This is a genomic window from Lactococcus sp. KTH0-1S, from assembly GCF_052544945.1.
On the sequence record NZ_CP195165.1, the window covers coordinates 1918724 to 1942065 of the forward strand.

The window sequence follows — 23342 nt, forward strand, 5'->3', positions numbered from 1 at the left end:
TATCAGCTTTTAATCGCATTTTTTCAAGAAGTTTTTTCTTATATCTAGCTTTTTTATCTATGAAGTAGTAAAATAGTTCTAGTATTGCTCTTCTCTTTTTGAGCACTGTTAAATATTTGATTTCAAGGAGACCACAATGGGCTTAACTTTTAGAAAACGTGATGATTTTGATAAAATGATGGACGATTTAGGCGTCTCAACTGTTGATTTAGTGACTGATGATGATAAAAAAAACATTCCTTCTCCTGAAAAAAAGGAAGATCCATTTGCTAAATTTTTAACTCCAAAAGAAAATAATAAGGAGAAAGACCCCAACTAATTGAAAAGTCTTCTTTTTCTTGTTACAATTAATTAAAAATATTTTTAATTGAGGAACTTATGGCATATAAAAAACCACAAAAAAGTACTTTCCAAAAAGTAACCATGGTCGTTGTGATTATCATGGTTGTTCTTACGCTTTTCAGCGTACTTGCATCAATGCTTGCGGTATTGTAATTATTAATTTTAAATAAAAAAGTTACTGACAGTTTTGTCAGTAACTTTTTTTATTTATTAATCTTCAAAACCTTCTTCAAGGATTTCAGGGAATTCTGTTTCAACGATGTGTGCACAATGTTCACAAAGCATTTTAAGATGTTCATTAGCATTGTGTCCAACTGTTTCGTCTGTTCTACGGCAACGATCACAAACTTCGCCAGCCGCATGTTCAACAAGAACTGCAAGGTCATCAAATTTCATTGCAGACTCTGGGGCATTATTTACTGGCTCATTAGCAACTACAAAGTTAGATACAATCAAAAGTTGAGCAACATTTTCATCAATTGCCGTCAATAAAGTACGCACAACTTCATTTGGATAAATAATTACTGTTGCTTCCAATGATTTACCAATCAGTTTTGCTTCACGAGCACTTTCCAAAGCTTTCAAAATCTTATCACGGAAATCAAGAAATTCTTGCCAGTTTCCTAACAATTCTTCACTTCCAGGAATTTCTGCTGCTTCTGGCATTTCTGCAAGATAAGCAAAATTTTCTGGTTCATGTTCCAAGTAAGTCCATGTTTCTTCTGCCGTGTGTGGCAAAATTGGTACAAGAATTTTCACTAAATCTTTCAAGATAACATACATAACTGTTTGCATTGAGCGGCGTTCTGGTGAATTTGCTGCTTCAATATAAACAACATCTTTAGCAAAATCAAGATAGAAAGATGACAAATCATTTGTGATGAAATTAATGATTGATTTGTAAACAGTCATAAAGCTATAGTTATCATAAGCTGTACGAATTTGTTTTACAAGTTCATTAAATTTCACAAGCATATATTTGTCTACTGGACGAAGTTCTGCAAAATCAATTGCATCTTCTTTTGGATTAAAATCAGATGTATTAGCGATTAAGAAACGCAATGTATTCCGGATTTTACGGTAAACTTCAGAAACTTGACTGAGAATGTCCATTGACACACGAACATCTGATTCAGTATCAATTGATGCCACCCAAAGACGGAGAATGTCAGCACCAAATTTCTTAGTGACATCTTTTGGCAAGATTGTATTTCCAATTGATTTAGACATCTTACGTCCTTTACCGTCTAAAACAAATCCTTGTGAAAGAACTGCTTTATATGGTGCAACACCATTTACCGCAACTGAGGTTGTAATTGATGAATTAAACCAACCACGGTATTGGTCTGAACCTTCAAGGTAAAGGTCTGCAGGAAAGCTAAGGTAGTCACGTTCGTTAAGGACACCATTCCAAGAAGAACCTGAGTCAAACCAAACGTCCATGATATCTTTTTCTTTTGTAAATTCACCATTTGGTGAAGCTGGATGAGTGAATCCTTCTGGTAAAAGGTCTTTTGCTTCACGTTCAAACCAAACTTTTGAACCAAATTCAGCAAAAAGTTTGGCTACATATTCAGTTGTTTCTGGTGTAATAATTGGTTCTCCATTTTCACCATAGAAAATTGGCAATGGAACTCCCCAAGCACGTTGACGTGAGATGACCCAATCGCCACGGTCACGAACCATATTGAATAAACGAGTTTTACCCCATGGAATTACCCAATCTACTCTTTCAACTTCATCTAAAATATTTTGACGGAAGTCATCGATTGAAGCAAACCATTGTGGTGTCGCACGGAAAATTACTGGTTTTTTTGTTCGCCAGTCATGTGGATATGAGTGAGTGAAGAATTCAAGTTTCAATAATGCATCTTTTTCTTCAAGCCATTTACTGACAACTTTATTTCCTTCATCGTAGAAAAGTCCTTCAAGTCCAGGGGCCTCATCAGTATAATAACCACGATTATCAATTGGTGAAAGAACAGGCAATTTATACTTACGACTTGCGAAGTAGTCATCTTCACCATGTCCTGGGGCAACGTGGACAAGGCCAGTACCAGAATCAAGAGTAACATAATCCGCATTCATGATTAATGTTTCACGGTCATAGAATGGATGTTTTGCAACCATATATTCTAATTCAGAACCTTTAATCGTTTGAAGGACTTCTGGATTTTCCCATTCTAATTTTTCAGCAACAGCTTCAAGCATTTCTGAGGCAATTACAAATTTACGACCATTAACTGCTACAACTGAATAATCATAGTCAGGATGAGCAAAGATTCCCAAATTTGATGGAATTGTCCATGGTGTTGTTGTCCAGATTACAAATTCTACATCTTCTGGTAATTTACCTTTAGTATCTTTAGCTTTAAATGCCACAAAAATTGATGCTGAACGAACATCTTGATATTCGATTTCAGCTTCAGCCAGTGAACTTTCTGATGAAGGTGACCAATAAATTGGTTTTTGTCCTTTATAGATATATCCTTTTTCAGCCATTTTACCAAAAACGCGAATTTGAGCTGCTTCATATTCTGGCAATAGTGTCAAATATGGACGGTCCCAATCAGCAAGAACACCAAGGGATTTAAAATCTGAACGTTGCATATCTACTTGTTTCATCGCGTATTTACGACATTCCTCAAGATAATCAAGCAAATCCATTTCTTTACGTTTCATGCCTGCTTTAGCAAGTTGTTGCTCAATTGGCAAACCATGAGTATCCCAACCTGGAACATAAGGAGCCCGAAAACCTGCCATTGATTTATAACGAACAATAATATCTTTTGAAATTTTGTTCAAAGAGTGTCCGAGGTGAATATTTCCGTTCGCATAAGGAGGGCCATCATGAAGCATAAATGAAGGTTTTCCTTCATTTAATTCTTGACGTTTTTCATAAAGTGTCGCGTCTGCCCAGTCTTTTTGCCAGTTTGGTTCTTTATTTGGCAAGCCTGCACGCATTGGGAAAGCTGTTTTCCCCAAATTCAAAGTATCTTTGATTTTCATATTTTCTTCTTTCTTTCGATTTTGTTTTTATTGAATAAAAAAAACGATTTTTCGCAAAGGACGAAAAACCGCGGTACCACCTTCATTTTTTCTGTCAGTAAAATTTACTGACAGAAACTCTTTTGCGTAACGTGCAAGACGCTTGAACTTACTTTTCGTTCAGCCCAAGATTTTTCTAAAGATTCTTTGAGAAAATAAATTCTGTCAGTAACTTTAGAAGTCCAATCAGCTGATAATAAGAAAAATAGGGAATACGAGTCTTCCATCATCACTCGCTTGCTTGAATTATATTTTTTCTTATCTTGGTCTGATTTTTAATTTTTTAATTCGCTTAAATCAATTGTTTCTTGATTATCTTTTTCATCAACCTCAGCTGTTTCAGCTGGTGCTTTTGAATCTAATTCGGGAAAAATTTCTGAATCATCTGCTTTTGGAGCTTCAACTTCTGACTCTTCGTTAGAATCATCAGTAGTATTAGCTTCATCAGTAAATTCTACTTCTTCTTTTACTTCTTCAGGTACTTCAGTTTCAACAACACTTTCCTCTGAAACAATTGTTTCTGTTTCAGACTCATCAGATGTTTCATTTGCTTGTGCAATATCTTCATCTGTTAAAGGTTTAATTGCTTGGGTTTTTGCCAAAGTAGTTTCAGCATTTTCCAAATGTTCTTCAATGATTGATTGCAATTTTTCTTCAGGATTGATTGCATAATCTTGAGTAGGCCTAAAAATTTCAGCCCAGTCATCCGATTGAATAGACGCAAGTTGATTTTCAATAATTGAAGTCATTCGTTGGTGATAGAGACGCATTTTACGTTTCAAATCATCAGTATCACGTACTAATTTACGAGCATCATCAGAAGCAGCATTCAAAATAAATCCAGCTTCTTTTTTAGCCGCTTCAATAATTAAAGAACTCTTTTGTCCTGCATTTGCAATAATATCAGCAGATTCTTTTTCAGAATTAATTCTAAGCGTATCAGCTTCACTTTTGGCTTGTTCACGAAGATTATCAGCAGCATCTTGAGCAACAACAATTGACTTGTTCAGTGAATCTTTCATGTCATCAAAATATTTCACGCGTTCGCGTAATGCCTTTAATTCACGTTCTTGATCTTTAATTGTTTGAGCGAATTCATCATAATCTCGAACAACGATATCCAAAAATTCATCAACTTCATGTTTACTGAAGCCGCGAAATTGTGGATTAAAAGTTTTGTTTTGAACATCTAAACTATTTAATGTCATCAATCACTCCTCTTTATCCTTAGAAAATCTTATAAATCTGATTTTCATCTTAGAATCTATTTTTTTCGATTTCTTATAAGTTCTATTTCAACTCTCTGTTTTCCTTTTTTAGTAAAATCTAAAATCCTTAATATTTTGATACGCCCAAAACCTCGAACGCTAATCAAATCATCAAGACCAACAGAGAAATCTTTTTTATCAATTTCTAGGTAATTAACCTTAACCTTCTTTGATTCTAACATATTTGTAGCAATATTGCGAGAAATTTTGAAAGCGACTGCAATCATTTTGTCAACTCTTAAGTTATCCACAAGAACAACTTCTCTGACAGCTTTATCTGTTTCTTCAACTAAGTTTGCCAAAGAAATTTCTTGAATGTTGACCGCTGCTCGCCCAATTTTTTCAATTGCTTTAAAACTCTCAACAAGATGTTTACTTACAAAAACTTGAATTTTATTGTCACTAACAATAATATCACCCAATTCTTGCCGTTTAACACCAGCCTGTCCCAAAAAAGTTCCAAGGACTTGGGCATGTGAAAGTTCTACAAATTTTGAAGCATAATTAATTTCAAGCAAAGAAATATCAAAGTCTTCTCTGTCAAGAACATAAAAATCTGGCGCCAAAATTATTTTGGCTAACTCCGTTCTTGCTAGTTGCTCACTAGAAAAAATTTGAACATTTCTCTTATTTGCCAGTGTTTTTAAAATATCCACTTCTCGGGGATTAAGAAAAAATGTACTTATCACCGAATAAGATTCTTCTACTCGATTTATCCATTCTAAACAACGATCAATAAAATGCCGTTCCTTTTCTTGAAAGTGTTGATAGACATTTTCAGTAATCAATAGAATACTCCGTTAAATACAATAACAATAAATCTTTGAATAAATTTCAAAACAATAAAAGCAATAACGATTGAAAAATCTAATCCCCAAAATTGTAGAGGTAAATTTTCAAATAAACTTAAGTAGGGACGAGAAACTTTAACAATTATACGTCCAAACCAAGTTCCATAAAGGGTTGGTATCCAACTCATTAAGGCGTAAATAACTAGAATAATTGAATAAACATCAAGTAAGCGTAAAAGCCAATTTATTATTGTAAGTGTAATAAGCATTAGTAAATATCGTAACTTTCAAAATTTTGACCAGCTAAGATAGACATTTCTTTCGCTGCATCGACTGTGATATTTGCTGGAGTCATCAGGAAAATTTGACCACCAACATTTTGAATATCACCATCAAGAGTAAAGACCACCCCAGTCATGAAATCAATTGAACGACGCGCTTGGGCGTCACCCATAAATTTAAAATTGACAAGGACACATTCACCGTTTTTCACGATGCGTGCTGATTCCATGATGTCTGCATAGGCACGTGGTTCTTTAATTGCAATAGTAGAAACCGTTGCAGCCACTGATTGAGATTGTGAAACGGTTTGTTGTTGTACGATTTTTTCAGGCATAGGTTTTGTGAATGTTGAACCAGCGCGTTTTGGCGCTGCTGTTTGTGTTTGTGCTTTTGAAGTTGATTGTGCAGGACGACGAGTCTGATATTCCGGCTGTGCTTTGCGTTCCTCAACCTTTGGTTTTGGCGTAGATGCCACCGTTGGCCTAGATTCTTGCACAGGACGTGCAGGTTCATTGAACTCTTCATCATCCTCTACAAAATAATCACGTAGATTATTCATCCAATCTTTAAATGCCATATTTTCCTCCGTTGTTTACGTTAATCTTAAGACTTATAGATTTTTAAAAAATTCTGTACCGATTCGAACAAAAGTTGCACCATTTTTAATGGCAATCTCATAATCTCTACTCATTCCCATACTTAATTCAGTACAAGGAATTCTGGAAAGATTCATTTCGGATATTTCAACTTGTAATTTTTTCATTCGTCCAAAAATGTCATTACATTCACTTTCAGTCGCATCAAACGGAGCCATTGTCATCAAACCAACAATCTCAATATTTTCCAATTCAGAAAACTCAGGTAATATTTCCATAAGTTCATTGACAGAAAATCCATGTTTACTTTCCTCACCAGAAATGTTAAGTTCAATAAAACATTTAATGGTGTGTTCAGCACGTTTATTTATTTCCTGAGCTAATTTCAGAGAATCTAAAGCGTGGAAATAATCAACATAATTAATAACTTGTTTAACCTTACGTCTTTGTAAATTACCAATCAAATGCCAAGTAATTTCTAAATCCTTAAGAGCTTCGTATTTTTCCAAAAAAAGTTCTGTTCGATTTTCTGCTAAATGTGAAACTCCATTTTCAAAAACTTCACGTGCAAGATTAGCATCAACAGATTTGGTCACAGCGACGACTGAAACTGACTGATTAGAATAAGAAGACGCAGCCTTTGCCGCATCTACATTACTCAGTATTCTTTTAACATTCTCATTAATCGTCATTGGTTAGTTTTTACGGAAGAATGGTGGTGTATCAAGATCTTCATCTGTTGTTGGAACTCCGCCGAAACTTGTTACTGAAGAAGTATCACGTGTGTTACTTACGTTTTGACGTGTTGAAGTTTCACGACGAATATCCCAATCTCCAAATGCAGAAGATTGATTTTGCCCTTGTGGAGCCGCCGCTTGCGTTTGTTGTTGACTTTGCATTGGACGGCTTGTTTGAGCATGTTGCATATTAGAATTGTGAGTCAAGTTAGGTTGACGACGTGGTTCAGGTTGCAAACCCAAAGCTTCGTCAGCATCTTCCTTAGCAACACCAGTTGCAACAACTGTTACACGGATTTCGTCTTTAAGGTTAGGGTCAATCGCTGTACCCAACATAATATTAACATCATTACCTGCTGCTTGGATAACAATTTCTGAAGCATCTTGTGCTTCAATCAAGCTCATATCCATACCACCAGTAACATTCAAAAGAACATTTTCTGCGCCTTCGATTGTAGTTTCAAGAAGTGGTGAGTAAATTGCTTTACGAGTTGCTTCAATAACGCGTTCTTCACCAGTCGCAACACCGATACCCATAAGGGCATCACCTTTGTTTTCCATTACTGTTTTAACATCGGCAAAGTCAAGGTTAATCATTCCTGGGTTAGTAATCAAGTCAGTTACCCCTTGAACCCCTTGACGTAAAACATTATCAGCTTCACGCAAAGCTTCAGTTAAAGGAGTTTTCTTATCAACAATTTCAAGCAAGTTATTGTTTGAAATAATGAGAAGTGTATCAACATTTGCACGAAGGGCTTCAATTCCTTCAGTTGCAAAGTATGAACGTTTTGATCCTTCAAAACCAAATGGACGAGTAACAACACCTACAGTCAAAGCGCCAAGTTCTTTAGCAATTTGTGCGATAACTGGTGCAGCACCTGTACCTGTTCCACCACCCATACCGGCAGTGATGAAAATCATATCTGAGCCTTCAAGGGCTTGTGATACTGTTTCAGCTGATTCTTCAGCTGCGCGTTTACCAACTTCAGGTTGCGCACCAGCACCCAAGCCGCGAGTTAATTTTGGCCCAAGTTGAATAACTGTATCTGCTTTTGAGCTACGCAATGCTTGTACGTCAGTATTTGCAGCGATAAATTCAACGCCAGAAACACCTTCTTCAATCATACGGTTGATGGCATTACCACCACCGCCACCAACACCGATAACTTTAATTACAGCACCAGAAGTTAAGTCTGTATCAAATGAAAATTCCATGTTTTTATTTCTCCGTTTTTACTTTCAGATTAATCAAAGAGATTGCCAAAGAAATTCTTGGCACGGTCAACGAGACCTTCTTTTTCTTCTTCAGGCTCAGAAGCTTTTTGAGCTACTACTGGACGTGCCTGAGGTTCAACGTAGAAATCATTTTCTACGTCAGCAACTGTTGTTGCTTGTGGTGTAATTGTTGGAACAGGAGCAACATACGTTTCTTCTGTCGTCGTATAAGCATAATCACCAGAAAATGCTTGAGATACTAAAATATCAATATCACTACGATTTCCAATGTAATTAACAACACTAATCACTTGAGCAAATGCTGGATTACGTAATCCCATTTCGCCTGGAACAAAAAGACGAGCATTTATCCCTAAGATTTTTGTTGCTAAATCAACAACACCAGGCATCGCAGCAGTTCCACCGACCAAAATCAAACCTCCAGGAGTTTCTGAAGTATGTCCGTGTTCCAAATCTTGACGTACACGATTAAAAACTTGAGTCATACGTGCTTCAATAATTTGTGAAAGATAATATTCTGTAATTTGTTCTGGTTCTTCTTTACCTACAACATCAACAAGGAAGTACTCATCTTGGCTAGCACGTTCTGTACTTGCTTCACCATAGTTGACTTTCAAATCTTCTGCTGCAGAAACAGAGGTGTTAAGAACTGTTGAAATATCTTTGGTTACATAATCGCCGCCTTCGGGGCTAGTATGTGTAAATCTTAATGATTGTTCTTTAACGATGCTAACTGTTGTTTGTCCAGCACCCAAATCAACCATGATTGTTCCAAACTCACGTTCACCTTCTGTAAGCACGTATTGTGCCATTGCCAAAGGAGCAATTACAATATTGTCAACGAGCAATCCTGCGCGTTCAACAACTTTGCGAATATTATGAACAAGAGTTTTAGGTCCAGTGTAAACAACCCCACGAATCTCAAGACGTACACCAAACATTCCACGAGGGTCTGAAATACCTGTAAATCCATCAACTGTAAACTCTTTCGTTTCAACAGCAATAATTTCTCTTTCAGGAACAATCCCACGCATCAAAGCATTTTGAACAACTTGAATAACATCGTTATCCGTGATTTCTTTAGTATCACTGACAATAGGAACCATTCCTTGGCAAGGTTCCATTTCGAGGGAATTCGCTGGGATGCTCACGTTAATTCTATCAATCGTGATTCCTGCGCGTTCTTCGGCAGCATTTACAGCTTTACGCAATGCTTGTGCCACCTTCTCAATATCTACAATAATTCCATTTTTAAGGCCATCGGATTTTGCATTTCCGACACCGATTATATTCATTTCACCTGAGACGTATTCAGCAACAAGCACCTTTATTGTGTTTGTTCCGATATCTACGCCTGTATAAAGTCCACTTTTGGCCATAAAAGCGACTCCTTTCCCTCACACATCACGATTCATATTTTTTTAATAAATTAGGTAAGTGTACAGATAATTTTGTATACAATTACACTCATTAATTATTTTAACATAAAATCACAGTAAAACAAGAGTTTAGCTGTGATTTTTTTCGTTTTTTATTGAATTATTCTCTACTTTTTCTACTTATTGAAAAAATTGCGATTGTACCATCACCTGTATGAGTTACAATTGTTGGACTAAGTGGGCGAACATCGACATCACTAATCCCCTTTTTTTGCATGGCTTGTCTTTTAATTTCTTGTGCTATTTCATCTGTTCCAGAATAAGAGATAAGTAGGCGGGGATAGGCTGTATCCATCTCATCAAGACTCTTTTCAAGGAGTTGATTAATTGCTTTTTTCTTTCCTCGAACTTTGGTCACTTGCCGAAGTCTTCCCTCAGGGTCAACATCAAGAAGAGGTTTGATATTTGCCATTGTTCCAACAAGAGCAACAGCTTTAGGAATTCTTCCACCTCTTGCCAAATGGTTTAAGTCGTCAACCATGAAGCGACTTTGTAAACGTGGAATAATATCTGACAAAACTTCAAGCGTTTCTGTCAGTGTTTTTCCAGAGTTACGCAACTTTACAGTCTCTTCAATAAGGAAACCTTCTCCAGAAGCTGCTGCCAGTGTATCAACAACGGTGATTTTTGCAGAAGGAAATTCTTCTAAAACCATATCTTGAGCAATAAGAGCTGATTGATAAGTCCCAGAAAGTCCTGACGAAAAAGCAAGATAAAGGAGTTCTTCATCTGCAGATGCAAATTTTTTAAAAACTTCTAAAAATTGGCCTGAATTAATTTGAGACGTGTGGACAGTAGCCCCTTTTTTTATTGCTGCAAGAAGCGTGGAATTATCTAATGCGGCTTCACCTATAGTTTCATAAGTTTCTTCTCCAACAGTTACAGTCATTCCCAAAACTGTAAGATGATGTTTTTTAATATAATACGGACTCAGATCTGCTGTTGAGTCTGTCATGATTTGAAAAGTCATAATAATCCTTTCTGCTGTTTCAACTTGCTGATAATTTCTTGAATTTACTGACAGATTAGTCACACGCTTGGGCTCTGATTATTCCAAACGCATCAAAGTTTTCAACGTAATTTTTAAAGTCGATTTCTAAAAATTTCATACATCAAAACACTTGCTGCTACTGATGCATTTAAACTTTGAACGTGTCCTGTCATTGGAATTGTAATCATTTCGTCAACTTGTTTTTTGAGATTTTGACCAATTCCATGCCCTTCGTTTCCGATAATCAAGGCAACTTTGCCTTTGGTATTCCACTTACTGTAAACCGTGCCATCCATGTCCGTTCCAAAAACCCAGAAATTAGCAGCTTTAAGTTTATCCAAGGTCTGAGAAAGATTAGTAACACGGACAATAGGGACATGTTGTAAAGCACCAGTTGAAGCTTTGACAGCAGTTGGGGTAATTCCAACTGCTCGGTGTTTAGGAATAATAATTGCATCGACTCCTGTAGCATCAGCCGTCCGAGCAATTGACCCTAAATTATGAGGATCTGTTAACTCATCTAAAATTAGGATTGTGGCATCAGATTTCTCGGCTAATGCTGGGAGAATCTTTTCTAAATCTGCATAAGCAAATTCGGATACTCTTGCCATAAAGCCTTGGTGAACGCCATTTTCTGTTAATTTATTTAATTCTGTTTTGGGCGTCCATGAAATATTAACTTTTTTAAGCCGTGCTAATTCTTTTATTTTTTCAACATTTTTACCACGCAAATCTTCTTGAACGTAAAGTTTGTTGACAAGGTCTCCATTTAAAGCTTCCGTGACTGCATGTAGTCCGTAAATCAAATCTGTATTTTCCATGAAATTATTATATCATTTTTAGACAAAAAAACCTGACTCAATTCGTTACTTTGGCTCATTATGTATCTGATAAAAAAATTATGTAAAACACCAAAAGTTCTTCTTCTGATGATTTACATAATTTTTTAGTGTGATAATAAGGCTTTTAATTGCCCGTTTTTTCTATATTAATATAATTTTTTATATCTTTTTGATAATTTGAACTATCCCAAGAAATTTCTGGATGATTAAAATATTGGGCAAGTAAATAGGCGATATAAGGACCAGTAGTTAATCCAGATGACCCCAAAGCGCTAGCAAAAGCTAATGAAGAAAAGTCAGGGTGCGGACCAAAAAAAGGAGAAAAATCAGAAGAATAAGCACGAGTTCCCACACGATAATGATATGGAAAGTCAATTAGTTTTGTATTCGATAAGTAAGCTTTGACCCCCTCTGTCAAACTCTCAAAAGCTTCCTGACTCTCTGACAAATCCCACCCCTCTTCATTTTCATGAGTTGCTCCCAAAAGAACTTGACCGTTTTGAAAGGGAATGATATCTGCAGCCCCTTCTAAAAATAAAACTGGCCATTTTTTTGTTTCAAAATCCGTTTGAAACGAAAGTAATTGTCCTTTTTGTGGTTTGACATCCACTTGTGTTCCGATTGATTCCAAAAGTTCTTTTAAAGCTGGCCCCGGGCATAAAACTAAATCATCTACCACTTCCGTCACCCCTTCATGAATGACTTGCCATTTATCTAACGCTCGAGCAATCGCTGCCCGCTCTGAATAAAATTTGACCCCTCTTTTTTGAGCTCGTTTTTTTAATGACGATAAGTAAGCTTTTCCATCTAATCTTGCACCTCCTGAAAGATATAAACTTTCTCTAGGTTTTAATAATGGAAACAAAACAACAGTTTCTTCCTCCGAGAGTCTCTTAATTTCACCCATCTCGGGAGCTTCTTTTTTTCTTTCAATTGCCAACTTTTCTAACTCAATTAAGTCTGATTTTTGTCGCAAAAAAAGAGTACCACATTTTTCATAAACATCTTCAGTTAGCTCAAAATCATTTTTCATTTTTTCAAAAAAAGCTGCACCATCTTTTGCCAATTGATACCATTTTTTATTTCTTCTTTTAGAAAGCCAAGGAGAAATAATCCCAGCACTTGCTTTAGTTGCCTGATTTTTCTCATCATCAAAAAGACTAATATCAAATTTATCAGTATCTAAATAATTGGCTAAGGTCATACCGATTATTCCACCACCAATAATTGCAATTTTTTTCATCACATTCTCCTTTTTTTCAATGAAATATAGAAAAAATCAAGACCCTCTAGGCTTGATTTTATTTTTGGTTTTAAAAGTTCTAGCTCTCTAAAGTATATCACTTTTGCATAAAAGCGTGAGAATCTGTGTTTTAGTCTTCTAGTTTCCATGACAAAAAGTTTTTTTCTTGCTCCTCATAGGTCATCGTAAAATAAGGTTGTTTTTTATTTAATTTACGAATTTCTTTTATTTCGGAGCAGGATAATTCAAAATCAAAAATATTTATATTTTCTGCTAAATGTTCTTTTTGCGTTGAGCGTGGAAAAACAATAATTCCCTCTTGAATATGCCAACGCAAAATGATTTGTGCGACTGTTTTATTATATTTTTTAGCCATTTTTTTAAATATTTTTTCTTCAAGTAAGTTTTTATCGCCATGTCCCAGAGGATACCAACTTTCAATTTTTGTACCATAAGGTTTCAAAAATTCCCGTAATTCTACTTGTTGATGATAGGGATGAGTTTCTACTTGAATGACACTCGGTTTGATATCAGCAAAATTAAATAAATCAACTAATCTTTCTCCATCAAAATTTGAAATTCCAATTGATTTCACCTTTCCCTCTTTTACAGCATTTTCTAAAGCAATCCATGCTTTTCGATAATTTCCAACCTGTTGATGCAATAAGAGTAAATCAATTTGTTCAACTTTTAAACGTTTTAGCATTCGTTCAATTGCTTCTGGCGCATGCTCATAATCAGAAGGCCAAAGCTTGCTTGTTATCCAGATTTCAGAATTTGAAATTTCTGAGTCTTGAATTGCTTGACCGACAGAAGTTTCATTTTGATAAGCGTGTGCCGTATCCAGATGACGATAACCTAATTCCAAGGCAGTTTTTACAATATTTTGCGTTTCTGTTCCTTCTGGAAGCTGATAAAGTCCCAAACCGAATTGGGGAATGACATTGCCATCATTTAATGTTAATTTTGTTTGCATTTTTTCTCCTTTTATTTTTTATTATTGTCTGGTCTAGTAAAAATTAAGACAAGAAGGCCTATTGACAGAAAAACGGTGATGAATCCCATGACCAAGTGATAATAAGCACTTAAGTCAACAATATTTGAGCTAAATAACACAACAATAGATAAACCAACAGGTCCTCCAAGTTGATGCATCATATTTGTCAAACCTGATGCAGCTCCTGATAATTCTGGACTGACCTCTTCTACTCCCGCTGCCGTCAGCGGAGCAAGAAGCCAACCTTGCCCTAATCCAATAATCATCATTTGAAAAAACATCGCATAGAAATATCCCCATTCTGGTTGCGAAACTAATGACAAAATCATTCCAGTCAGTAAAATCACTTGTCCTAAGATCATTACTTTACTATTTCCTAATGCTCTTGTTAATCTAGGAAGAAAAAGAGCCGCAATAAAATTTACGATTGTTAAAGGAAGAAAAGCAAGTCCGGATTGCAATGGTGAAAAATGATACATTTTTTGCATAATCTGTGGCAGAATAAACCAGTAAGTCAACATTGCCATCATAAAGGCAAAGCGTGCAACATACGAACCCGACCGTACTTTATTTTTAAATAATTCTAAAGGAATTAATGCATAAGTTAACTTTTTTTCCCAAAGTATAAATAAGATAATTAAAATGAATGAGAGGATAATGATGAACAAATTACTTACCGTAATTCCGAAAACAAATAGGACTGAGATAAGGACTGACAGAAAACTTCCCAAAAAGTCAATTTTGCTAGCTTTGATATCGCTTTGATGAACATTAACAAGAGTTAGAATAATTAATAATAAACTAAAAGGAACATTTAATAAAAAGCCAACACGCCATGAAAGAGCCGAAGTGAGCCAGCCACCTAGAATAAGTCCAAAACTTGAGCCAATTCCCGCAGTTGCTCCATAATATGAGATAGATCTAACTCTTAAATCCCCTTTATATGTATCCATTAATAAAGCTAAACTTGTTGGAGCAAGAATAGCCGAACCAATCCCTTGAACTGCTCTGGCAATAATCATCATTTCTGAAGAAGTTGACAAACCGACAACTAAACTAGAAAATCCAAAAATGAAAAGTCCAAGAAGGAAAATTATTTTTCGCCCTAATAAATCACCCAGGCGTCCTGCTAATAAAAGAAAACCACCAAACGTAATCGTATAAGCATTAGAAACCCAAGATAAAGTTGATTCATTCATTTTTAAATCTTGAGAAATTTTTAAGCTACTTGTAAATATTATTGAGTTATCCATTAAAATAAGGAAATAGGAAAACAAAATAATAAAAAGGATAAGACCAAATGTTTTTTTATTTTTCATAGATTTATTTTAAAATAAAAATTCACTGATTAGAAATGCTTATTTTAGTTATTATTATGCTTTGCGAGCATAATACTGACAAAAAAGTTACTGACAGAGCTGCCTGAGAATAGCTGTTGACACTTTAGTCTTTACAAATATGCTCTAATTTCTGTCAGTAACTTTTTATTCATTATCTTGAAGATATTGCTTAATAAATGCTCTTGTAAGAGGAGTCAGTGGAATATTTTTTTTCCAAGCAAGCACACTTAAAGTTTTCACTTCCGGACTCAATGGAATAGCTTTTAAATCAGGATAATCTCGAATAAGTGCCCCTTCTGTAACAACTGCTTCGCCAATTCCTGCACGAGCAATTTCAAAAAGATGAAAACCGAGATTAAAGCCACCAATAATTTCTAAATCACTCACTTGGCAGCCTGCCCAATCGGCTATAAATTGACGAACTTCTGGTCGTTCTGAAATTAATATTCTTTGCTTTTTAAATATTTCTGGACTTACTTCATCTAATTCTGCAAGTTCTGAATCGGATTGAGTGAGCATCATCCAACGTTCAGGAAAACCAATTTTTTCAACATTATATTTTTCAGTTGATGTTGGCTCTAACAAAAAACCAACATCAACTAGTCCGTTGTCAATCTTCCATTTGATATCATCTGCATTCCCTGACAAAATTGTAAAAGTAATTGACGGATATTTATTTGTCAGTCTTTGGAGCGTTTTAGCGATACTGGAAGTTGTCCAACCTTCTAAAGCACCAATCGTCAGATGGCCAGATAATTCTGCATTTTTTCGGTCTTCAAAAACTTGTACTGTTTTACTGGTCAGCTGTAAAATTTCCTCAGCCTTAATTTTAAGAAATTGTCCATCTTCAGTTAAGATCAGTTTTTTCCCATCACGCATAAAAAGTTGTGTATCTAGTTCGCGTTCAAGTTCTTTAATTTGTCTAGATAATGTTGGCTGCGTAATATATAACTGTTCAGCAGCTTTGGATACTGTTCCAGCAGTTGCAACTGTCCAAAAATATTTTAATAATCGAAGTTCCATTTATTCTTTCCCTATTTAAATCTTGATTGTTTCTTTTGAACTTTGGTTCAAATTAATTTCATTTGGCAACATCACTTCATCATAATTTTCAATTTTGAATGTTAAATAATCCAAGGCAGATTGCTTTTCAATAATTTCTGTTCTCAATTGTTCAACCTGGTTCTTCAAAATTTCAATTCTTTCTTCTTTCGTTTCGGGATTTCCCTCATTCACTAATGCCATATAACGGGTCAAAGGTTCAACTTGCACGCCTGCATCTCGCATGTGTTTGACAAATTTCAAAGTTCTAATATTAGCTTCTGTAAAATTTCTTATTCCAGATTCTGTCCGAGTAATTTTAGGAATCAGCCCAATTCTTTCATAATACCTTATATTATCTGTTTTTATCCCTGATAATTCAGCAGCTTTTTTTATATTCATTCTTTTATTTTAACACTTGAAGCGAACTTTAAGTCAATAAAAAACATTTAACCTAAAGTTAAATGTTCTTTGTTTGCAAATTAAGCTAAAGCACCCATTGGGTCCCATGGTAGAAGTACTTGAGGTTTCTCTTCGTAAGCAGCCAATTCTTCTTCAGTTAAAAGGTCTTTACGGACAACAATTTGATAAGTATATTCATCCATCCATTCATCAGAGGCAACAAAATATCCTTTTTGACCCGCATCTTTACCCCATGAATTTTCAACTTTCCATTTAGTTGAATTTCCGTCAGCATCTAAATCAACACCCGCTAAAACCATGGCATGCGTCATCAACGACTCACCATAATCAAGACGTCCTGCTTTGCTTTGAGTAAATTCAATATCCAATGAAGATTTGAAATCATAAGAATCCATTGTCAAAAGTCCTGCTGAACGATTTGATTCTTGACCCACGTCACAACCGAACCAAACTGTTTCACCAGCTTGCATTTGGGCAATGGCCAATTTTTTAAAGCGGTCCATTTCAACATTCAAATGTTTCACTTCTTTACCACCGACAACATTTCCAAGAAACTCAACTGTGTAGCTCTTATTATAAGGTTTGTCAGCAGTTGGAGCATTGATTACTGACACATAATTATTCAAATCAATTCCAACATATTCATTGTAAAATTCTTTTGGACTACCAACAAATTTTTTGTATTCATTATCTTTATTACGGAAAGCAAATTCAAAATTTTGTGGTGGCAAACCTAAAGTTACCGCAAGGAAATTAAAGACTTCTTGTAAAAGTTCTTCTTTAACTGCTTCAACATCTCCACCTTGCTCAATTGTATAACGCAAAATTTCGGCATCTTGACGGAGTAGTTTATTCAAGTATTGATTCAATTCTCGTGAGCTACTTGAAGCTTGTGATTCAGGATAAACAGCTTTGGGAACAATTCCATATTTTTCAAAAATTGCAACCATCATATCCCATTGGCCGCCATCTTGTTGTGGTGTTTGTAAAAGGAATTTCAAACGACGATCGTCCATTTCAATATCACCAATAATTTGTTCCATGAACCAGTTTGATTTTTCATATTTATCCCAGAAGAAAGTGTAAGCTTGTGAAAACTCAAAATCCTCTGTTTTAAATTCATTGATAAATTTATGACGGAAAGTGTTCAAAGCAGCAAACATCCAGCAACGACCAGATTGTTTTTGATTCGTTACAGGGTCTTTTGTCAAGTCAATTGAAAACTCAGGCAAATTTGCTGCATGCGAACCACGGACTTCTAGTGATGAAAGCAAACCATTTTTAGTCACGGCATTTTCCACCGCACGCAATTTTGTATTTTCTGCAAAATTTTCGTAGAGTTTTTGTGTGAAATCTGATGTTACTGTCATAATACCTCCCAATAAATCGAAACTTCTGACAAAAGTTTCGATAAAAATAATCATTATCAATTTTGAATAATGATATTCTATTATTTTTTACATTCTTCTATTATAATCTAAATTATCAAAAAAATCAGCTAGGAAAGCTGATTTTCTAAATCTTTCTTTGCTTCTAAAAGCCATGGGTGTGCAACTTTCAATCCATCATTAATAATGAAATTAATATAATAAAGTGCCGCACTTTGCAAATTTACTGACAGAGCTGTCAGTAATCCCTGCCTAAATGGCGCATTATCTCCACCATCCCAACTAATTTTGTCAGCAAGAAAAACAATCAAGTCCAATTCTGTAAAATTTTTTCTTAGAGTAGTATGACATTCAATTGCTGACAGAACTTGTTCGTCAGTAATTTTAAAATGTTGACTCGCCAAATACTTAGAAAGTTTCTGATGAATAATTAATGGAAATTCACGCTCTTCTGTCAGTAATTCGATATTAAAAATTTCTGCTTTTTCTACTCTTTGATCATTTGGATAAATTCCACCAATATCATGTAAAAGTCCTGCTATAAAAGCTTGCGAACGTCTTTCATTAGAATCAGTTAATTCTTCTGTCAGTGCCTCAGCCGTCTTTGCTACTGCCAAACAGTGCTCAAACAATTGATCATTATTCAAAAATATATTAACTTCCTCAATTAGAAGTTCTAACCTTTTATCCTTGATCTCTCCCATTTCACTTCCTCTTAGTTCTCATAAAAAGAAAAATCTATCAAAAGATAGATTCCAATTTTATACCATTTCTTCGAGTAAACGAATCAAGCCCTCAGCTGATTTTTTTCCTGCTTCAATAATAAATTTATCAAAATTAACATTAGCATCATGGTCAGCAGTATCAGACATCGCACGAATAATTACAAATGGTTTTCCAAGTGCTGTTGCTGCTTGAGCAATAGAAGCCCCTTCCATTTCAACGGCTAAAACATCCGGAAAATGCTCTTTAATCTCAGCAATTTTACTAGAGCTACTGATAAAACTATCCGAACTAGTAATCAATCCAACATGCACATTTTCTAAAACTTTTTTCAATTCAGAAACAAAATATTTACTTGATTCAAAATACAAAGGTTGTTGAGCCATTTGGCCATAAGCATAACCAAAAGCAGTAACATCAACATCGTGATAAGCAAGTTTATCAGCAACTACAACATCACCAATTGCTAAACCTTGAGCAACTGCTCCCGCTGATCCAGTATTGATAATGGCGTCGACATCAAAAATGTCAACCAAAAATCCAACTGCCAAAGCAGACATCACTTTACCAATTCCAGATTGGACAAGGACCACTTCATGCCGGCCAATTGAACCTGAATGAAAAACTAAACCATGACGAGTATGTTTTTCTGCATTTTCTAAGTTTTCAACAAGTATGCGAATTTCTTCATCCATCGCACAAATAATTCCTATTTTCATTTTTTTTACCTTTTTTCTAATCTTTTTACTCTCTAAAAGTAGTACAAAAAGAAAGCTACTGCCAATAGAACAACAATTAATGTAACGATGAAAAGCCATTTATTAATTGCTTTCCCACGTTTTTGAGCCTTGGCATTTTCAATTCTTCGACTTTTATAAACAGCATTTTTGCTTAAATTTTTCTCAATACTATCGTATTTTTCAGCGATTTCAGTATCTTCTTCAAGCTCTCTTTGCAATCTGCGTTCAAGATTTTTCTTGTCCTGTTTTGCTTGTTCAATTACTTCGTCTGTTAAAAGAGGTTTAGGCATTATTTTCAAGCTCCTTTTTCAAATATTGCATTTCCCAATACCAAATAGCCATAATTGTTTTTGCATCCGCAATTTGTCCAAGTTCAATCATTTTTTTTGCTTCACTTAAAGTAACTTCAATTTGTTCCAAAAATTCACCGTCATCAGCGGGTTTTGGATGTTCCACTTTTGTTAAATTTGATGAGAAATAGACATATGTTTTCTCTGATGAAAAACCGGGTGTCCCATAAAAAGCTGTAATTTCTGTCAAATCTTGCGCCAGATATCCAGTCTCTTCTTCGAGCTCTCTTAAGGCCGCAGCTTTGGGATCTTTTTCTTCCCCTTTTTCAAGTTTTCCTGCTGGAATTTCAAAAATAAATTTTTCCAATGCTTTACGATATTGACCAACTAAAATCATCTTATTGTTGTGAACAGGCGCAATCGCTGTTCCTCCATTATGAAAAACAAGTTCTCTAAAACTCTCTTGTCCATCATGCAAGGAAACTACATCTTTTACAACATGAAAAATCTTCCCACTAAAAATTTCTTCTCTAGCTAAAGTTTTTTCTTCAAATTTTTTATCATCAAAATTTAACATTGTGTCCTTTCTTCCGAAAACTTCTCTAAAGAATTTAAAGAATAGTTTTCTCATCAAAATCGAAGGAAAGAGCTTCAGGAGAAACTCTTTCTTTTATTTGTTAATTATTGACCACGATAATGTGGCATTTTTTTAGCACGTCCAAGTTTATTCACTTGTTTTCCACGTCCAATTTCGACTGCTTCATCTGGTACATCTTCTGTTACAACAGAGCCTGCTGCTGTTAAGGCATTTTTACCGATATGCAATGGAGCAATAATTGTTGAATTCGAACCAATAAAGGCAAAGTCATCAATTTCAGTATTGAATTTATTTTTACCATCAAAGTTTGCTGTAATTGTACCAGCACCAAAGTTCACTTTCTCACCAACCGTTGCATTTCCAATATAAGTCAAGTGACCAGCTTTTGTACCTTTGCCAAGCGTTGAACCTTTAATTTCGACAAAGTTCCCAACATGAACTTCTTCGCTCAAAACAGTTCCGGGACGCAAGTGAGCATAAGGTCCTACATTACTTCCAACACTCATTCTGCTTTCTTCAACCGTTGAATTACGAACTTCACAATTTGAATGAATTTCTGAATTTTCAATACGGCTACCATTTGTAATCAAAACATTTTTACCAATAAAGGTATTTCCTTTTATTGTTACATTTGCTTCAATCACAGTTTCTTCACCAATCGTAACTTCACTGTCAATATAAGTTGTCGCAGGATCAATAAGAGTTACACCATTCACCATATGTTGATGATTGATTCGTTTGCGCATCGTCAACTCAGCTTGTGAAAGGGCAACACGGTCATTAACACCTAAACTTTCGTCAAAATCATCAAGAATATGTGCCGCTACCGTTTGACCAGCTTTTTTGAAAATTTCAATGACATCTGTTAAATAATACTCTCCTTGGGCATTATCAGTTGTGATTTCATTTAAGGCTTTGAAAAGTGACTTATTATCAAAAATGTAAGTCCCAGTATTAATTTCGGTAATTGATTTTTCAAAATCATTCGCATCTTTTTGCTCAACAATCTTTTCTACTGAGCCATTTTCATCACGAATAATTCGCCCATATCCTGTTGGATTTGGTGCAGTTGCTGTCAAGATAGTTGCTGTTGCATTTTGTGCAAAGTGATAATCAAAAAGTGCTTCTAATGTTTGACCAGTAATTAATGGTGTATCACCAGCAATAACAAGAGTTGCTCCATCTTCATTTGCCAATAAATCCGCAGCAATTCGAACGGCATGACCTGTTCCCAATTGCTCAACTTGTTTCACAAATTGAGTCCCTTTAGGTAAAGTTGCAATCACACGATCCGCTTCATGACCAACAATCACTACATTTTTTGCAATTTCTACTTCAGAAACACTTGTAAGAACATGAGCAAGCATTGATTTTCCAGCCACTTGATGTAAGACCTTCGGAAGTGCTGATTTCATACGAGTTCCTTTACCAGCCGCTAGGACAATTGCGAATTTATTCATAGATTTCTCCTTTATTATTACAAATAAAATAAAATGTTTACCTAATTATACCATAATCAAGGCGCATTTTCGTTATCTTTTTAATTCAAATCCTCTCAATATATGTTAAATATACAAGCTTGTAGTAAGACTTAGAAAAAAATCTGTTCTATTTTACGGTGCTACTAAAATGCTTTATTATTACTTTTTATGATAAAATGGACGAAAAGAAAAGAAAAGAAGGGATTTTATTTATGAAAACAATAGGTTTTATTGGAGTTGGAAAAATGGCAACAGCTATTATTTCTGGACTTGACAAAAATAAATTCAAAATCATTATTTCCGGACATAATTTAACAAAAACTCAAACTCAAGCGGAATCTCTTAATGTTACGGCTGCAAATAATCATGAAGAACTCGTTCAAGAATCTGATTTTATCATTCTATCAGTTAAACCTCAAGTACTTCCCTCTGTTTTAAGTAAATTAATCAATCATTTAACTAAAGATAAAACATTAATCTCAATTGCTGCGGGACTCACTTTATCTGATTTGAAACATCTGGCTGATTCAGAAAATCAACCGATCATCCGAGTGATGCCAAATATCAATGCGCAAATTGGTCAGTCAACATCAGCCATTGTCAAAAATGAATTTGTTGATGATTCTGCTTATGCTACGGTTCAAGAAATTTTTAAAGCAACTGGTTCTGTCCATGAAATTGCTGAAAAAGATTTTTCAACATTTGCAGCAATTGCCGGTTCAAGCCCTGCTTTTATTTATATGTTCATTGATGCCATGGCACGTGCCGGTGTATTGCATGGTCTTCCTAAAGATCAAGCCACAGCAATTGTTGCCGAAACGGTTCGCGCTTCAGCTGAAATGATTCTCCAAAGTGGTGAAAATCCTTGGTCATTAGTTGATAAAGTCTCAAGTCCTGGTGGAACTACTGTCGCTGGTGTGGTAAGTTTAGAACAAAACCACTTTATCGCAACAGTTATTGATGCTATTAGCGCTACTATTGAAAAAGAAAAAAATCTTTAAAAATAAAAAAACTAGAAGGAAAACACTCCTTTTAGTTTTTAGTTTATAAAATAAAAAATGCCAAATGGCATTTTTTTATTAACGACGAAGTCCCAATGAAGCGATAAGTTCACGGTAACGTTGAACGTCTTTTCCACGAAGGTATCCAAGAAGGTTACGACGGTGACCGATTTTTTTCATCAAACCACGTTGAGTTGCGTGGTCTTTTTTATGAGATTTAATGTGGTCGTTAAGGTGGTTAATTTCCCAAGTCAGTACAGCGATTTGTACTTCAGGTGAACCAGTATCGCCTTCTTTACGAGCGTATTGAGCGATGATTTCTTGTTTTTTTTCTTTTGAAATTGCCATGAGTTTTTCTCCTTTATTTGTATTGCCCAGTCCGAGTGACAGCTTGGCAAGCATGAAACCAAGAACGGGTTGTAAAAAACTACTCTACTATGATACACTTTTTTACCTAATTTTACAAGCTTCTTGTCAATTAACTTATTTATCAAAAAACTAGGAA

Annotated in this window: 25 protein-coding genes; 3 read left to right on the forward strand and 22 right to left on the reverse strand. The window is 35.2% G+C overall.

Annotation, left to right across the window (positions count from 1 at the left end):
- Positions 1 to 136 precede the first annotated feature (136 nt).
- A complete protein-coding gene (locus ACRYLU_RS09235) occupies positions 137 to 319 on the forward strand; it encodes an SPJ_0845 family protein (protein WP_058205229.1) in 183 nt (60 codons plus the stop codon).
- 59 nt (positions 320 to 378) lie between these two features.
- Positions 379 to 495 carry a DUF4044 domain-containing protein gene (locus ACRYLU_RS09240; protein ID WP_014570713.1) on the forward strand — a complete coding sequence of 39 codons (117 nt, stop codon included), beginning with the start codon at positions 379 to 381 and terminating at the stop codon, positions 493 to 495.
- Between the two features lie 57 nt (positions 496 to 552).
- Here ACRYLU_RS09240 and ileS read toward each other — a convergent pair whose 3' ends face one another.
- The 21 genes from ileS to glmU all read right to left on the reverse strand — a co-directional run bounded on the left by ileS (position 553) and on the right by glmU (position 21815).
- Complete coding sequence (gene ileS / locus ACRYLU_RS09245) at positions 553 to 3351, reverse strand: isoleucine--tRNA ligase (RefSeq protein ID WP_445080896.1); 2799 nt, start codon at positions 3349 to 3351, stop codon at positions 553 to 555.
- Positions 3352 to 3665: 314 nt separating this feature from the next.
- Positions 3666 to 4598, reverse strand: coding sequence for a DivIVA domain-containing protein (locus tag ACRYLU_RS09250; protein ID WP_038601980.1), 933 nt, complete (start codon positions 4596 to 4598; stop codon positions 3666 to 3668).
- A 56-nt stretch (positions 4599 to 4654) separates the two neighbouring features.
- Positions 4655 to 5446 (reverse strand): YlmH family RNA-binding protein, encoded by a 792-nt coding sequence (locus ACRYLU_RS09255; RefSeq protein WP_038601982.1) that lies wholly within the window; start codon positions 5444 to 5446, stop codon positions 4655 to 4657.
- Positions 5443 to 5718, reverse strand: coding sequence for a YggT family protein (locus tag ACRYLU_RS09260; RefSeq protein WP_010906174.1), 276 nt, complete (start codon positions 5716 to 5718; stop codon positions 5443 to 5445). Before ACRYLU_RS09260 ends, ACRYLU_RS09255 begins: the two co-directional genes overlap by 4 nt.
- The gene (locus ACRYLU_RS09265) at positions 5718 to 6308 is read right to left on the reverse strand and encodes a cell division protein SepF (RefSeq protein ID WP_003132390.1); all 591 of its coding nucleotides are present in this window, start codon (positions 6306 to 6308) and stop codon (positions 5718 to 5720) included. The genes ACRYLU_RS09260 and ACRYLU_RS09265 overlap by 1 nt, the downstream gene beginning before the upstream one ends.
- 33 nt (positions 6309 to 6341) lie before the next feature.
- Positions 6342 to 7019 (reverse strand): YggS family pyridoxal phosphate-dependent enzyme, encoded by a 678-nt coding sequence (locus tag ACRYLU_RS09270; protein WP_445080897.1) that lies wholly within the window; start codon positions 7017 to 7019, stop codon positions 6342 to 6344.
- Positions 7020 to 7022: 3 nt separating this feature from the next.
- Positions 7023 to 8279: a cell division protein FtsZ gene (gene ftsZ / locus ACRYLU_RS09275; protein WP_445080898.1), complete on the reverse strand. Its 1257-nt coding sequence runs from the start codon at positions 8277 to 8279 to the stop codon at positions 7023 to 7025.
- Positions 8280 to 8308: 29 nt separating this feature from the next.
- Positions 8309 to 9679: a cell division protein FtsA gene (gene ftsA, locus ACRYLU_RS09280; protein ID WP_256294019.1), complete on the reverse strand. Its 1371-nt coding sequence runs from the start codon at positions 9677 to 9679 to the stop codon at positions 8309 to 8311.
- 160 nt (positions 9680 to 9839) lie between these two features.
- Complete coding sequence (locus tag ACRYLU_RS09285) at positions 9840 to 10709, reverse strand: DegV family protein (RefSeq protein ID WP_445080899.1); 870 nt, start codon at positions 10707 to 10709, stop codon at positions 9840 to 9842.
- A gap of 113 nt (positions 10710 to 10822) precedes the next feature.
- Positions 10823 to 11551: a 23S rRNA (guanosine(2251)-2'-O)-methyltransferase RlmB gene (gene rlmB / locus ACRYLU_RS09290; protein WP_098393262.1), complete on the reverse strand. Its 729-nt coding sequence runs from the start codon at positions 11549 to 11551 to the stop codon at positions 10823 to 10825.
- 145 nt (positions 11552 to 11696) lie between these two features.
- Positions 11697 to 12815 (reverse strand): NAD(P)/FAD-dependent oxidoreductase, encoded by a 1119-nt coding sequence (locus ACRYLU_RS09295; RefSeq protein WP_445080900.1) that lies wholly within the window; start codon positions 12813 to 12815, stop codon positions 11697 to 11699.
- A 130-nt stretch (positions 12816 to 12945) separates the two neighbouring features.
- Entirely contained in the window at positions 12946 to 13791 is an 846-nt protein-coding gene (locus ACRYLU_RS09300) for an aldo/keto reductase (protein WP_058205235.1), read from the reverse strand.
- A gap of 11 nt (positions 13792 to 13802) precedes the next feature.
- Positions 13803 to 15131, reverse strand: coding sequence for an MFS transporter (locus tag ACRYLU_RS09305; RefSeq protein ID WP_445080901.1), 1329 nt, complete (start codon positions 15129 to 15131; stop codon positions 13803 to 13805).
- A gap of 165 nt (positions 15132 to 15296) precedes the next feature.
- A complete protein-coding gene (locus tag ACRYLU_RS09310) occupies positions 15297 to 16175 on the reverse strand; it encodes a LysR family transcriptional regulator (protein WP_021722576.1) in 879 nt (292 codons plus the stop codon).
- Between the two features lie 15 nt (positions 16176 to 16190).
- Positions 16191 to 16595, reverse strand: coding sequence for a MerR family transcriptional regulator (locus tag ACRYLU_RS09315; RefSeq protein ID WP_003130788.1), 405 nt, complete (start codon positions 16593 to 16595; stop codon positions 16191 to 16193).
- Positions 16596 to 16675: 80 nt separating this feature from the next.
- Positions 16676 to 17986 (reverse strand): aminopeptidase C, encoded by a 1311-nt coding sequence (gene pepC / locus ACRYLU_RS09320; protein ID WP_010906180.1) that lies wholly within the window; start codon positions 17984 to 17986, stop codon positions 16676 to 16678.
- A gap of 128 nt (positions 17987 to 18114) precedes the next feature.
- Positions 18115 to 18708 carry a bis(5'-nucleosyl)-tetraphosphatase (symmetrical) YqeK gene (gene yqeK / locus ACRYLU_RS09325; RefSeq protein WP_098393258.1) on the reverse strand — a complete coding sequence of 198 codons (594 nt, stop codon included), beginning with the start codon at positions 18706 to 18708 and terminating at the stop codon, positions 18115 to 18117.
- Between the two features lie 57 nt (positions 18709 to 18765).
- Positions 18766 to 19446: a 5'-methylthioadenosine/adenosylhomocysteine nucleosidase gene (locus tag ACRYLU_RS09330; RefSeq protein ID WP_445080902.1), complete on the reverse strand. Its 681-nt coding sequence runs from the start codon at positions 19444 to 19446 to the stop codon at positions 18766 to 18768.
- A gap of 32 nt (positions 19447 to 19478) precedes the next feature.
- Positions 19479 to 19757: a cell wall synthase accessory phosphoprotein MacP gene (macP, locus tag ACRYLU_RS09335; RefSeq protein WP_003130796.1), complete on the reverse strand. Its 279-nt coding sequence runs from the start codon at positions 19755 to 19757 to the stop codon at positions 19479 to 19481.
- On the reverse strand, positions 19750 to 20334 hold the full coding sequence (locus tag ACRYLU_RS09340; protein WP_310573357.1) for an NUDIX hydrolase: 585 nt from the start codon (positions 20332 to 20334) through the stop codon (positions 19750 to 19752). Before ACRYLU_RS09340 ends, macP begins: the two co-directional genes overlap by 8 nt.
- Before the next feature lie 104 nt (positions 20335 to 20438).
- Positions 20439 to 21815 (reverse strand): bifunctional UDP-N-acetylglucosamine diphosphorylase/glucosamine-1-phosphate N-acetyltransferase GlmU, encoded by a 1377-nt coding sequence (glmU, locus tag ACRYLU_RS09345; RefSeq protein WP_104141439.1) that lies wholly within the window; start codon positions 21813 to 21815, stop codon positions 20439 to 20441.
- A gap of 233 nt (positions 21816 to 22048) precedes the next feature.
- On the opposite strand from glmU, the gene proC reads away from it, so the two are divergent.
- Positions 22049 to 22837: a pyrroline-5-carboxylate reductase gene (proC, locus tag ACRYLU_RS09350; RefSeq protein ID WP_445080903.1), complete on the forward strand. Its 789-nt coding sequence runs from the start codon at positions 22049 to 22051 to the stop codon at positions 22835 to 22837.
- A 78-nt stretch (positions 22838 to 22915) separates the two neighbouring features.
- On the opposite strand, the gene rpsO is transcribed toward proC, so the two are convergent.
- Positions 22916 to 23185 carry a 30S ribosomal protein S15 gene (rpsO, locus tag ACRYLU_RS09355; RefSeq protein ID WP_010906184.1) on the reverse strand — a complete coding sequence of 90 codons (270 nt, stop codon included), beginning with the start codon at positions 23183 to 23185 and terminating at the stop codon, positions 22916 to 22918.
- Positions 23186 to 23342 lie beyond the last annotated feature (157 nt).